Origin of the sequence: Micromonospora sp. WMMD712, assembly GCF_029581295.1 — a bacterium.
Classification (GTDB): domain Bacteria; phylum Actinomycetota; class Actinomycetes; order Mycobacteriales; family Micromonosporaceae; genus Micromonospora; species Micromonospora carbonacea.
On the sequence record NZ_CP120743.1, the window covers coordinates 2,503,670 to 2,516,333 of the forward strand.

Annotated in this window: 13 protein-coding genes; 8 read left to right on the forward strand and 5 right to left on the reverse strand. The window is 74.5% G+C overall.

The window, feature by feature from the left end:
* Positions 1-22: 22 nt before the first annotated feature.
* Complete coding sequence (locus tag O7633_RS10410) at positions 23-1,324, forward strand: DUF2314 domain-containing protein (protein ID WP_278128303.1); 1,302 nt, start codon at positions 23-25, stop codon at positions 1,322-1,324.
* On the opposite strand, the gene gcvT is transcribed toward O7633_RS10410, so the two are convergent.
* Positions 1,321-2,451, reverse strand: coding sequence for a glycine cleavage system aminomethyltransferase GcvT (gcvT, locus tag O7633_RS10415; RefSeq protein WP_282327552.1), 1,131 nt, complete (start codon positions 2,449-2,451; stop codon positions 1,321-1,323). The two genes, O7633_RS10410 and gcvT, sit on opposite strands and share 4 nt — an antisense overlap.
* 164 nt (positions 2,452-2,615) lie before the next feature.
* On the opposite strand from gcvT, the gene O7633_RS10420 reads away from it, so the two are divergent.
* Positions 2,616-4,187: a leucyl aminopeptidase gene (locus tag O7633_RS10420; RefSeq protein ID WP_282327554.1), complete on the forward strand. Its 1,572-nt coding sequence runs from the start codon at positions 2,616-2,618 to the stop codon at positions 4,185-4,187.
* 123 nt (positions 4,188-4,310) lie between these two features.
* On the opposite strand, the gene O7633_RS10425 is transcribed toward O7633_RS10420, so the two are convergent.
* Entirely contained in the window at positions 4,311-4,640 is a 330-nt protein-coding gene (locus tag O7633_RS10425; RefSeq protein ID WP_074474796.1) for a hypothetical protein, read from the reverse strand.
* Between the two features lie 178 nt (positions 4,641-4,818).
* Here O7633_RS10425 and lpdA point away from each other — a divergent pair, with 178 nt between their 5' ends.
* The 4 genes from lpdA (at position 4,819) to O7633_RS10445 (ending at position 10,645) form a co-directional block, all read left to right on the forward strand.
* Positions 4,819-6,210 (forward strand): dihydrolipoyl dehydrogenase, encoded by a 1,392-nt coding sequence (lpdA, locus tag O7633_RS10430; RefSeq protein ID WP_282327555.1) that lies wholly within the window; start codon positions 4,819-4,821, stop codon positions 6,208-6,210.
* Between the two features lie 72 nt (positions 6,211-6,282).
* Positions 6,283-8,121, forward strand: coding sequence for a 2-oxoglutarate dehydrogenase, E2 component, dihydrolipoamide succinyltransferase (sucB, locus tag O7633_RS10435; RefSeq protein WP_282327556.1), 1,839 nt, complete (start codon positions 6,283-6,285; stop codon positions 8,119-8,121).
* Positions 8,122-8,259: 138 nt separating this feature from the next.
* Complete coding sequence (locus O7633_RS10440) at positions 8,260-9,585, forward strand: low temperature requirement protein A (RefSeq protein WP_282327557.1); 1,326 nt, start codon at positions 8,260-8,262, stop codon at positions 9,583-9,585.
* Positions 9,586-9,727: 142 nt separating this feature from the next.
* Positions 9,728-10,645: an LLM class flavin-dependent oxidoreductase gene (locus O7633_RS10445; protein WP_282327559.1), complete on the forward strand. Its 918-nt coding sequence runs from the start codon at positions 9,728-9,730 to the stop codon at positions 10,643-10,645.
* Between the two features lie 41 nt (positions 10,646-10,686).
* Here the strand turns inward: O7633_RS10445 and O7633_RS10450 are convergent, their stop codons facing one another.
* The gene (locus tag O7633_RS10450) at positions 10,687-10,848 is read right to left on the reverse strand and encodes a hypothetical protein (RefSeq protein ID WP_282327560.1); all 162 of its coding nucleotides are present in this window, start codon (positions 10,846-10,848) and stop codon (positions 10,687-10,689) included.
* A 91-nt stretch (positions 10,849-10,939) separates the two neighbouring features.
* On the opposite strand from O7633_RS10450, the gene O7633_RS10455 reads away from it, so the two are divergent.
* Complete coding sequence (locus O7633_RS10455) at positions 10,940-11,209, forward strand: type II toxin-antitoxin system prevent-host-death family antitoxin (RefSeq protein ID WP_282327561.1); 270 nt, start codon at positions 10,940-10,942, stop codon at positions 11,207-11,209.
* A complete protein-coding gene (locus tag O7633_RS10460; protein WP_282327562.1) occupies positions 11,199-11,624 on the forward strand; it encodes a type II toxin-antitoxin system VapC family toxin in 426 nt (141 codons plus the stop codon). The genes O7633_RS10455 and O7633_RS10460 overlap by 11 nt, the downstream gene beginning before the upstream one ends.
* Before the next feature lie 85 nt (positions 11,625-11,709).
* On the opposite strand, the gene O7633_RS10465 is transcribed toward O7633_RS10460, so the two are convergent.
* Positions 11,710-12,231 (reverse strand): DinB family protein, encoded by a 522-nt coding sequence (locus tag O7633_RS10465; protein ID WP_348776327.1) that lies wholly within the window; start codon positions 12,229-12,231, stop codon positions 11,710-11,712.
* A 65-nt stretch (positions 12,232-12,296) separates the two neighbouring features.
* On the reverse strand, positions 12,297-12,656 hold the full coding sequence (locus tag O7633_RS10470) for a MerR family transcriptional regulator (RefSeq protein WP_178065918.1): 360 nt from the start codon (positions 12,654-12,656) through the stop codon (positions 12,297-12,299).
* Positions 12,657-12,664: the final 8 nt, after the last annotated feature.

A 12,664-nucleotide genomic window follows, 5' to 3' on the forward strand; every position in this document is an offset into this window, starting at 1 on the left:
CACGGGGCAGACAGGGGACCACATGCTCATCACCGACGACTTCCTGCCCGTCCCGGTCCCCGAGTCGCTCACCGCCACCTACCTGGTGCCGATGGTGGGCCTGCCGAAGGTCGGCGTGAAGACGGCCGTGCGGGCGCTGGCCGGTCGGCTCGCCGAGCCGGTGCACGGGCTGGCGACGCAGATGCTGGACAGCCCGCTGATGAGCGTGGACACCCGGCCGGTCGCCGAGTTCCCGGCGCTGCCGCCGGACCTGCTGACCGCGTTCGGGGCGGGCCAGGCGCAGCTCGACCGGCTCGCCGCGGCCACCCACCTGGTGGTGGTGCAGGCGGAGTACCGGCCGGGCTGGCCGCCCGCGCACGAGTGGGCGGCGCGGGCGGTCGCCGCCGCCGTCGCCGAGAGCGCGGGCGGGGACGTCGTGGACGTCTTCGGCCTCCAGTTCCTCGACCCGGCCACGGCGCTGCGGTCGCTGCCGGACGAGCAGGGCCGGATCCGGCTGGTCGACTGGGTGCTGGTGCCCTACTCCTCCGACGCCGAGGGGCTGTGGTTCACCACGAAGGGGCTGCGCCGCTTCGGGCTGCTGGAGTTGCAGACCCAGGGGGTGCCCGACCACCTCACCCGGGCCTGGGGCGCGGTGCTCACCGGGGCCGCCCGCCGGCTGCTGCGGGCCTGGACCGACGGGCTGGCCGGCGACGAGGTGCCGGCGTTCGTGCAGCTCCCGGTGCTGGCCACGGTCACCGGGCACGACATCGCGGTCGCCTACGGCAACCCGGAGCAGCACGGGGCGACCGCGCCGGTGCTGCTGCGGCTGGAGCTGGACCCGGCCACCGACCCGGACGCCGACTCGTTCCTGAGCCTGCGCCCGCCGCCGGGGCACCCGGGCCCGGACGGGCGCTACTTCGCGGCGGCCTGCGCCACGCTGTTCGACGGCATCGCGCCGGACGTGCGCTACGCCCGCCCCGGCGACGCCATGAGCCGGGCGATCGCCACCGCCCGGGCCGGCCTGGACGACGTGCGGGCCCGGTTCCTGGCGGGCCGGCTGCCGGCGGAGTCGCAGCTCGTGGTCAAGTACGGCCTGCCGGGCGACGAGGGCCCCGAGTACGTCTGGGCGGGCGTGACGTCGTGGGACGCCCCGGAGCGGATCGTCGGGGCGAGCGCCAGCGACGCCGGCACCGACCCGGCGGTGCGCATCGGCGCGCCCGTGGTGGTCGAGGCGGCGGACGTCGTCGACTGGGCCGTGCTGGGCGCGACGGGCGTCATCGAGGGCGGCTGGACCCAGGCCGTCCTCGACGCCGGCGAACGCCCCACCCCGTCGAGCGGGGACTAGCGCACCGAGGGGGTCACGAACGGGGGGCGGGTGAGGGTCAGGGCGGCGCGGCGGCCCCGGATGTCGACGTCCACCCGGTCGCCGTCGGCGAGGCCGGCGGCCGTGTCGAGCAGGGCCAGGGCGATGCCCTGCTTGCGCGTCGGGCTGAAGGTGCCGCTGGTGACCGTGCCGACGCAGGCGTCGCCGACGTAGAGCTTCATGCCGGGGCGCGGGATCGCCCGGTCGACGGCGACCAGGCCGCGCAGCGTACGCGCGGGACCGGCGGCCTTCTCGGCGCGCAGCGCGTCGCGGCCCCAGAACGCCGGCTTGTCCCAGCCGACGGCCCAGCCGGAGCGGGCCTGCACGGGGGTGATCTCCGGCGACAGGTCCTGCCCGTGCAGCGGGTAGCCCATCTCGGTGCGCAGGGTGTCCCGCGCGGCCAGCCCGCAGGCCCGCAGCTCGTACGCCGCGCCGGCGGCGGTCAGCGCGTCCCAGACGGCGAGGGCGTGCCCGGCCGGCACCACCAGCTCGTAGCCCAGCTCGCCGGTGTAGCCGGTGCGGCAGACGGTCAGCTCGGCGTCGGCGAGGGTGGCGGTGCGGAAGCTCATGTAGTCGTGGTCGGTGGGCAGGCCCAGCGCGGCGAGCAGCTCGGCCGAGCGCGGGCCCTGCACCGCCAGGACGGCGTGTGCGTCGTGTTCGTCGTCGACGACGACGTGCTCGGGCGCGGCGGCGCGCAGCCGGCGCACCACCTCGGCGGTGTTCGCGGCGTTCGGGACGAGGAAGACGTGGTCGTCGGCGTGCAGGTAGGCGATGACGTCGTCCACCACGCCGCCGGTGGCGTCGTCGCAGCACAGGGTGTACTGCGCCTGGCCGGGGCCGATCCGGCCGAGGTCGTTGCTGAGGCAGGCGTTGACGAAGCCCGCCGCGCCGGGGCCGGTGACCCGCGCCTTGCCCAGGTGCGACACGTCGAACACGCCGACCCCGGTGCGGACCGCCGCGTGCTCCCGGAGCACCCCGCCGCCGGCGTACTCCAGGGGCATCTCCCAGCCACCGAAGGGGGCGAACTTGGCGCCGAGGGCGGTGTGCCGCTCGTGCAGCGGGGAACGGCGCAGCCGGGTCGCGGCGGCGGCGGAGGTCGCGTCGGTCATGGGTGGCAACTTACCGGGGGCTGAACGTCTGGTTAGCATCGGCGGGACCCCCGTCGGCGGTGTTCGGCGGGACAGCCCACCGTCCGGCGGGTAGGTTGCCGCCGGAGACCTTCACCGCCGGTACGCGACGACGCGGCCGGCCCGGCCCGCCCGGAGTAGCTTCAGTGACATCGCCCAGCACCACCCTCAGCCTGGTCGACACAGACCCCGCCGAGCTCGCCGTCGACGCGATCGTGATCGGCCTGCACAGCCAGACCGGTGAGCAGGCCGCCGCCGGCGACCCCGCCGGGGCGCTGCTGCTCGCCAGCGGCGCCGAGAGCATCGCCGCCGCCTTCGACGGCAAGCTCACCGAGACGCTGGCGCTGCTCGGCGCGACCGGGGCGCCGGGCGAGGTGATCAAGCTGGCCACGCTGGGCACCGTCACCGCCCCGGTGGTCGCGGCGGTCGGCCTCGGCCCCGAGCCGACGGGGGCCGCCCCCGCGCCGGAGACGCTGCGCCGGGCCGCCGGCTCGGCGGTCCGGGCCCTGGCGGGGGCGCGCCGGGTGGCGCTGAGCCTGCCGCTGCCCGACGACGCCGACGCCGCCGACGCGCTGCGCGCGGTGGCCGAGGGGGCGCTGCTCGGCGGCTACCGGTTCGCCGGGTACAAGACCCGCCCGCAGCCGGCCCGGCGGGAGCCGGTCGCCGAGGTGCTGGTCGCGGTGCCGGAGGCCGGCGACGCGGGCGCCCGCGCCGAGATCGAGCGGGCGCACGCGGTGGCGGGCGCGGTCCGGCTGACCCGCGACTGGGTCAACATGGCCCCGAACCTGCTGCGCCCGCCGGGGTTCGCCGACGCGGTGGCCGAGGCGGCCCGCGCGGCCGGGCTCGCCGTCGAGGTGCTCGACGAGGCGGCCCTGGCGGCCGGCGGCTACGGCGGCATCCTGGCCGTCGGGCAGGGCTCGGAGGCCCCGCCGCGCCTGGTCACGCTCACCTACACGCCCGAGGGCGGGGGCAGCGGCAAGCGGGTGGCGCTGGTCGGCAAGGGCATCACCTTCGACACCGGCGGCATCTCGATCAAGCCGGCGCAGGGCATGTGGGAGATGAAGTCCGACATGGGCGGCGCGGCGGCGGTCGGCGCGGCCATGCTGGCGATCGCCGCGCTCAAGCCGGCGGTGACGGTGACGGGCTACCTGCCGATGGCCGAGAACATGCCGTCGGGCACGAGCTACCGGCCGGGCGACGTGATCACCATGTACAACGGCAAGAAGGTGGAGGTGCTCAACACCGACGCCGAGGGCCGGATGGTCCTGGGCGACGCCATGGCGCGGGCCTGCGAGGACGGCGCCGACTACCTGTTCGAGGTCTCCACCCTCACCGGCGGGCAGGTGGTCTCGCTGGGCAAGCGGATCTCGGGCGTGATGGGCACCCCGGAGCTGTGCGAGCGGGTCCGGGCGGCCGGCGACGCGGTCGGCGAGCCGGCCTGGCCGATGCCGCTGCCCGACGAGGTGCGCAAGGGCATGGAGTCCGACGTCGCCGACATCTCCCAGGTCAACGCCGGGATGGACCGGGCGGGGCACATGTTGCAGGGCGGGGTGTTCCTGCGCGAGTTCGTCACCGACGACGTGGCCTGGGCGCACCTCGACATCGCCGGCCCCAGCTACCACTCGGGTGAGGCGACCGGCTACTGGACCAAGGGCGGCACGGGCGTTCCGGTGCGTACCCTCGTGCACCTGGTGGAGGACGTCGCCGCCAACGGCTGACGCGGTCGCGCGGAAGGGTCCCCCCGCCCGGTGGGGGCCCTCCGCCGCGCGGCCCGGCACGGGGCCGGGGCGGCGGCTCGGCGCAGCTCGGGGCGGCGGCTCAGCGCAGCTCCGGCCGGCGACTCAGTACAGCTCGGGGCGGCGCTTGCGACGCTCGTTGTAGTCCCGCATCCGCTGCGGGTAGCCCATGAGCCGCACGTCGTAGATCGGGATGGCCAGCTTGTGCGCGAACCGGCGGGCCCCCTCGGGGCCGTCGACGCGCCGGCGGGTCCACTCCCCGTCGTCGGCGATGAGGATCACCGTGGTCTCGGTGACGGTGGTGCGGGGCTCGATGAACGCCTCGACCCCCCGCCGGGTGCGGACGAAGTTCGCAAGGTGGTCGAGATCGGCGCGGTCGGGCGCGCGGTCGGGCCCCGCCGGGCGCGCCTTCTTGCGTCGTCGGAACAGCGCCACCGCCCGTCTCCCCCACATCCGCGATCGAAACCGGTGCCAAGCGTACGTGTCGGGGACGTGTCGTTGGGCACCTCACTACGCGCCCGGTACGCGGTGGTGACAAGATGACCGAGGTGGGGTCTGTCCGTGCCACCCCTGCCGTGACCCCCGATGCAGTGACGCGAACTGGGAGTTGGACGTGAGCGAGCCGAACGAAGCGACCTTCGACATCGTCATCCTCGGAGGTGGCAGCGGCGGCTACGCGACCGCCCTGCGCGCCGTCCAGCTGGGCCTGACCGTGGCGCTGGTCGAGAAGGGCAAGCTCGGCGGGACCTGCCTGCACAACGGGTGCATCCCGACGAAGGCCCTGCTGCACGCCGCCGAGATCGCCGACTCCACCCGGGAGTCGGAGCAGTTCGGCGTGAAGGCCGAGCTGGTCGGCATCGACATGGCCGGCGTCAACGCCTACAAGGACGGCGTGATCTCCCGCCTCTACAAGGGCCTCCAGGGGATGCTCAAGGGCAACAAGGCGATCACCATCGTCGAGGGCCACGGCCGGCTGGTCGCCCCGAACGCCGTCGAGGTCGACGGCAAGCGCTACACCGGCCGCAACGTCGTGCTGGCCTCCGGCTCGTACGCGAAGAGCCTGCCCGGCCTGGAGGTCGACGGCGAGCGGATCATCACCAGCGACCACGCGCTCGTCCTGGACCGGGTCCCGTCCTCGGCGATCGTGCTGGGCGGCGGCGTGATCGGCGTCGAGTTCGCCAGCGTGTGGAAGTCCTTCGGCGTGGACGTGACGATCGTCGAGGCGCTGCCCCGGCTGGTCGCCGCCGAGGACGAGGAGTCGTCGAAGGCGCTGGAGCGGGCGTTCCGCAAGCGGAAGATCAACTTCAAGGTGGGCAAGCCGTTCGAGAAGGTCGAGAAGACCGACAACGGCGTCAAGGTCACCATCGCCGGCGGCGAGACCGTCGAGGCCGAGCTGCTGCTGGTCGCCGTGGGCCGCGGCCCGAACACCGCCGACCTCGGCTACGAGGAGCAGGGCGTCCGGATGGACCGCGGATACGTGCTGACCGACGAGCGGCTGCGCACCGGCGTGCCGAACGTCTACGCGGTCGGCGACATCGTGCCCGGTCTCCAGCTCGCCCACCGGGGCTTCCAGCAGGGGATCTTCGTCGCCGAGGAGATCGCCGGCCAGAACCCGGCCGTGATCGACGAGGCCGGCATCCCCCGGGTCACCTACTGCGACCCCGAGCTGGCGTCGGTCGGCCTCACCGAGGCGAAGGCCAAGGAGCAGTACGGCGCCGACAAGATCAAGACGTACAACTACAACCTGGGCGGCAACGGCAAGAGCCAGATCCTCAAGACCGCCGGTTTCGTGAAGCTGGTCCGGGTGGAGGACGGCCCCGTCGTCGGCGTGCACATGGTCGGCGCGCGGGTCGGCGAGCTGGTCGGCGAGGCGCAGCTCATCTACAACTGGGAGGCGTACCCGGCCGAGGTGGCGCAGCTTGTGCACGCCCACCCGACCCAGAACGAGGCCCTGGGCGAGGCGCACCTCGCCCTCGCCGGCAAGCCGCTGCACGCGCACGCCTGATCGAGAACTCATTCCGCGGCGTCCGGCGGCAGACGGGCGAGATCGCACCAGGGGAAGAAGGAGTCTTAGAAGATGCCGGTATCGGTCACCATGCCTCGGCTCGGCGAGAGCGTCACCGAGGGCACCGTCACCCGCTGGCTCAAGCAGGAGGGTGACACCGTCGAGGTCGACGAGCCGCTGCTCGAGGTCTCGACGGACAAGGTCGACACGGAGATCCCGTCCCCGGCGGCGGGCGTGCTGAGCCGGATCGTGGTGGGCGAGGACGAGACCGCCGAGGTGGGCAGCGAGCTGGCCGTCATCGCCGGCGAGGGCGAGTCCGCGGGCGGTGGCGGGGCTGCCGGCGGTGGCGAGGCCGCCGCGCCGCAGGAGGAGCCGGCCGAGGAGGCCGCCGAGGCCGCCGCCGAGCCGCAGGCCGAGGCGGAGCAGCCGGCCGTCGAGGAGCCGCCGGCCGCGCAGGCCGCCCCGGCCCCGGCGGGGGAGGGCACCCCGGTGAAGATGCCCGCCCTGGGCGAGAGCGTCACCGAGGGCACCGTCACCCGCTGGCTCAAGCAGGTCGGCGACACCGTCGAGGTCGACGAGCCCCTGCTGGAGGTCTCCACCGACAAGGTCGACACGGAGATCCCGTCCCCGGTCGCCGGCACGCTGCTGGAGATCAAGGTCGCCGAGGACGAGACCGCCGCCGTCGGGGCCGACCTGGCGGTCGTCGGCGCGGCCGGCGCCGCCCCGGCCCAGCCGAAGGCCGAGCCGAAGCCGGAGCCCAAGGCCGAGCCCGCGCCGGAGCCGAAGGCCGAGGCCGCCCCGGCCGCCAAGGCCGAGGAGCCGACCCCGGGTTCGTCCTACAACGAGCCGGCGGCCGAGGCCGAGACCGCCGCCAAGCCGGCCCAGGCCGAGCAGCAGGCGCAGCCGCCCGCGCCGACCGCCGCCCCGGCCCGCCCGAGCGCGCCCGCCCAGGGCGGCGGCGAGGAGGCCGCCGGGTACGTGACCCCGTTGGTCCGCAAGCTCGCCGCCGAGCACGGCGTCGAGCTCGCCTCGGTCAAGGGCACCGGTGTGGGTGGCCGCATCCGCAAGCAGGACGTCCTGGAGGCCGCCGAGAAGGCCAAGGCGGCGAAGGCGGCACCGGCACCGGCGGCGCAGCCCGCCGCCGCGGCGGCACCGGCGAAGCCGGCCGCGAAGCCGCAGCCGAGCGCGAAGCGCGGCACCACCGAGAAGCTGCCCCGGATCCGGGCCACGATCGCCAAGCGGATGCAGCAGTCGCTGCACGAGATGGCGCAGCTCACCACGGTCGTCGAGGTGGACGTCACCAAGGTCGCCAAGCTGCGGGCCCGCGCCAAGGACTCGTTCCTGGCCCGGCACGGCGTGAAGCTGTCGTTCCTGCCGTTCTTCGCCCTCGCGGCGGTCGAGGCGCTCCAGACGTTCCCGATCGTCAACGCCAGCATGGACCTCGACGCCGGGACGATCACCTACCCGGACGCCGAGAACCTCGGCATCGCGGTGGACACCGAGCGCGGCCTCATGGTGCCGGTGATCCACGGGGCGGGCGACCTCAACCTGGGCGGCCTGGCGAAGCGGGTCGCCGACCTGGCCGAGCGCACCCGCACCAACAAGATCAGCCCGGACGAGATCGCCGGGGCCACGTTCACGCTGACCAACACCGGCAGCCGGGGCGCGCTGTTCGACACCCCGATCGTGCCGTCGCCGCAGTCGGCGATGCTCGGCACGGGCGCCGTGGTGAAGCGCCCCGTCGTGGTCAACGACCCGGAGCTGGGCGAGGTCGTCGCGGTCCGCTCGATGGTCTACCTGGCCATGTCGTACGACCACCGGCTGATCGACGGCGCCGACGCGGCCCGCTTCCTCGTCGCGGTCAAGGAGCGGCTGGAGGGCGGCAACTTCGAGGCCGAGCTGGGCCTGTAACCACCGCTGCCCCTTCCGACGGGCGCTCCGGTCACCTCGACCGGGGCGCCCGTCGGCGTACCCGCCGGGGTCTCCCGGCCCGGCAGCGGCTGCGCCGAATCCGCCCGGCGGCCCGGCGGACGCTGCGAGAGTGGATGGGTGCGCGGCGAACGGCGGCGGGGCAGCCTCGGGCCCGCCGTGGCGATCGCGCCCGGCGCCCGGGTGGACCGGTTCGAGGTCTTCTTCGACCTGGTCTTCGTCTTCTCGTTCTTCGCCATCGTGCGGGCCACGGCCACCGACATCACCGGCCATACCCTGCTGCACGGCTTCCTCGTGCTGGCGGTCCTCTGGTGGGTCTGGGTCATCCACAGCATCGTCGCCACCCGGGTCCGCCTCGGCGAGGGCTTCGTGCCGGTGGTCATGGTGGTCGGGATGGCCGCGGTGTTCGCGTTCGCCCTGGCCGTGCCGCAGACGATCGCCGCACACGGGCAGGGGCTGGCCGGCCCGCTCACCGTCGCGGTGAGCTACCTGGTCATCCGGGTCGTCCACCTGTGGGTCTACTGGCACGTCATGCGGACCCAGCCGGTGGAGAGCCGGCACCTGATGAAGCTCGCGCCGGAGCTGGTGCTCAGCACCATGCTGCTGCTCGCCGCCGCCCTCGTCCCCGCCCACCTGGCCGACCCCGGCGACGCCGCGCTGGTCCGCGACGGGCTCTGGGCCGTCGTGGTCGTCTCGCAGTACGCCACCGGGCTGCTCGCCGGCACCGGGGGCGGCGGGGTGACCTCGGCCGAGCACTGGACCGAACGGTACGACCTGATCCTGATGATCGCGCTCGGCGAGTCGGTGATCTCCGTGGGCGTCGGCATCAACCTGGCCAGTCGGCCGATCAACTGGCAGGCGATCACCGCCGCCGGCATCGGCATCGTCCTGGCCGCGACGCTGTGGTGGCTGCACTTCGACGTGATCGGCCCGGCGGCCCGCATCGCCCTGCACGCCGCCCGGGGCCGGGCCCGGGTGGGGCTGGCCCGCGACGCGTACGCCTACCTCTTCCTGCCGATGATCACGGGGCTGATCCTGTTCTCCCTCGGGGCGGAGGAGATCCTGAACCTGCTCGGCCAGCCGCACCTGCCCCTGGAGGAGTCGCTGCACCGCCCGGGGGTCCCGCTGCTCTACGGCGGGGTGGCCTGCTACCTGTCCGGCGACATCCTCTTCCAGCTCCGCACGCTGCGCACCCTCACCTGGGCCCGCGTCGGCACGGTCCTGCTGATCGTGGCCCTGGTGCCGGTCGCCGGCCGGCTGCCGGCGCTGGCCGCGATCATCCTGCTCACCGGCGTCTGCGTCGGCCTGGTGGCCGTGGAGGTGGTGACGATGGCCGACTCCCGGTACGCGCTGCGCGAGGCGGTCTTCGCCGAGCGGACCGCCCACGAGGCGCGGGAGGCGCAGTGGCGGCAACGCTGGCACGAGGGCGGCCCGGACGAGGAGTGACGAGGGCTGCCGAGTGCCGGGGCTGCGGGCGGGCCGGGCTACGGTGGCGGCGGGGCGGGTTCAGCGCTCGGCGGATTCGCCGGTCGGCAGAATCGGCCCCCGGCGCGTTGCCCGCCGGTCGCCGGTGCCGGACGCTGGGCCGATGGCCACCTTCTCGCTCCAGTCCGGCCCGACCGACGCGGCGGGCTGGCTCGACCTGGCCCGCCGGGCCGAGGCCGCCGGCTTCGACGCGCTGCTCGCCGCCGACCACCCCGGCTCGTGCGGCGACCCGTTCGTCGCGCTGGCCGCCGCCGCGTCGGTCACCACGACCATCGGCCTCGGCTCGTACGTGTCGAACCTCGGCGTCCGCGAGCCGATGCTGCTCGCCACCGCCGTGGCCACCCTCGACGTCGTCTCCGGCGGGCGGGCCCGCCTCGGCGTCGGGGCCGGCCACACCCCCGCCGAGTGGCGCGCGGTCGGCCGGGACCGCCCCGACGTCGCCGGCCGGGTCCGCCGCTGCGTCGCCGTCGCCGGGGCGGTGCGCGCCCTGCTCGACGGGGAGGAGGTGACCGTGGACTCCCCCGAGCTGACCGTGCGCGCCGCCCGACTGGAGTCGCCCCGGCCGGTCCAGGGGCGCGTGCCGCTGACCGTCGGCACGTCCAACTCCACGCTGCTGCGCTGGGCCGGCGCGCACGCCGACGTCGTGGGGCTGGCCGGCTTCGGCCGTACCCTCGACGACGGCCACCGGCACGAGGCCCGGTGGCGGGCCGACCAGATCGAGGCGCAGCTCGACCGCGTCGCCGAGGGCGCGGCGGGCCGGGCGCGGCCACCGGCGCTGGAGGCGCTGGTGCAGACGGTCGCGGTGACCGACGACGCGGAGGCCGTCGCGGCGCAGCACGCGGCCGCCGCCGGCCTGACCGGCCCGGAGCTGCTGGCCACTCCGTTCGTGCTGATCGGCACCGAGGACGAGATCGTCGCGGCGGTGGCCGCGCACGAGCGCCGCTGGGGCGTCACCCGCTTCGTGGTACGCGCCGACGCCCTCGACCCGCTCACCCCGGTCCTACGCCGCCTCGCCCCCTGACACGGGCACGCCAACGCCGTGATCACGCCTGCCCGTCGACCTCAGAGGTGCCTGCGGACCTCGGCCGCGAACTGCGGCACCCCCGTGCGACCGGGCAGCACGAGCAGGCCCGGCACGGTGGTCGGCTCTCTCCGGTATGCGCGGGCCTGCCGATGGAGGACGTCCAGCGTCTGCGCGGGATAGAGATCCAGCTGATCGAGCACGACGCCCCGGAGCCGGTGCAGCTCTTCGCGCGCTTCCTCGGCTGGGCCCGGTCGCGTAGCACTTCGTAGCACACGGCGGTAGACTGCCAGCGTGAGCGAGCATGCCCATCGAGAGATCAGCCAGCGCGAGCTGCGCAACGACTCGGGTGCCATCATGCGTGGGGTGGAGCGTGGGGAATCCTTCACCATCACCCGCAACGGCACGCCGATCGGCCGCCTGATCCCGATCAGGCGGCGCACGTTCGTGCCCCGGGCCGAGGTGCTGGCGGCCTTCGCCACCGCGCCCGTGCTGGACGAGTCGCGGTTCCGCAGCGACCTCGACGCGACGATCGACCAGGACCTCCCCGAACGTGAGTGGTGACCTGCCCCGCCGTGGCCTGATCGACACGAACATCGTCATCCACCTCGCCGCGCTCGACTCGGATCAGCTTCCCGACGAGATGGTCATCAGTGCGGTCACCCTCGCTGAGTTGTCCGCCGGACCGCACCACACCGACGACCCGCGTGAGCGGGCCCGCCGGATGAGCGTTCTCCAGCACGTCGAGGCGACGTTCGACCCGCTGCCGTTCGACGGCGAGGCCGCCCGAGCATTCGGCCTGGCCGCCGCAGCCGTCCTCGCCACCGCCCGCGGTACCCGCCGCCGCACAGCGGATCTGATGATCGCTTCGATCGCCCACGTGCACGGCTTGCCGCTCTACACCACCAACCCGACCGACTTCGCGGGGCTGACGGACCTGGTGACGGTCGAAGCGGTGCGGCGGCCCGAGCTCAGCTAGGCCCCTCCACGTCGACGGATTGCGGGGTGCGCGGCCGGGCGGTTCCGGTTGGGTGATGTGGTCGGCCACCTGCTGTCGCCCCAGTTCATGTGCCTGCTCGCAGCAGCCGGAGCTGCCCGATCTCGGCGACGTTCTTCATCAGCTCGGCGTTGACCCACCCGAGCAGGTGGGCGACGGTGTGCCCGGCGTCGGCCGGCCACGGGTACGCGGCCACCCGGTCAAGGTCGGCGTCGGCAAGCCCGTCGAGATGCCCGAGCCACTGCCGTCGCAGGTCGCGCAGCCACTCGATCGTCGCCGCGCCGGCACCCGGCCAGGCGACCTCGGTGTGCGGGGGCACGGGCCGCCCCTGGAGGTGCTCCCCCGCCGCCGACCACCACCACCCGATGTGCCAGGTGAGCCAGGCGATCGTGGGCACCGGCGTCGGGTCGGGCTCCGTCTGCGCCCAGTCCGGGACCCACGTGCCGGCCGGGCCGGGCCGCACGGTCCAGCAGTGCGCGGCCGGCTCCCAGCGGAAGTCGGCCGGCTCCAGCCGTTCGAGGTGGTATTCGAAGAGGGCCCAGGTCAGGTCGAACTGCCACCGGACCAGGTCACCACGGGATGCCGACATCCGGGGCATCCTGCCACCAGTCACCGGGGCGGTCGACCGGATAACGCGGCGCGGCCGGCGCCCGCTCAGCCCAGGGTGTCGTAGTAGTCGATCTTCTCGCGCAGGTGGTCGTACTGGCGCTGGAGCAGACGCATCTGCTCCTCGACCCGGTCCGCGTGCCGCACCAGCAGCGCCCGGCGCTGCCCGGTCGTGTGGTCGCCCGCGCGGGCCAGCTCGGCGTACCGGCACATCTCGGCGATCGGCATGCCCGTGTCGCGCAGGCAGCGGAACAGCGTCAGCCAGCCCAGGTCCTCGTCGGTGAACACCCGACGCCCGGCCGAGGTGCGGCCGACGCCGCTGAGCAGGCCGATCTTCTCGTAGTAACGCAGGGTGTCGAGGCTGAACCCGCTGCGGCGGGCGGCTTCCGAGGGGGCGTATCCGGTCACCGACGCAC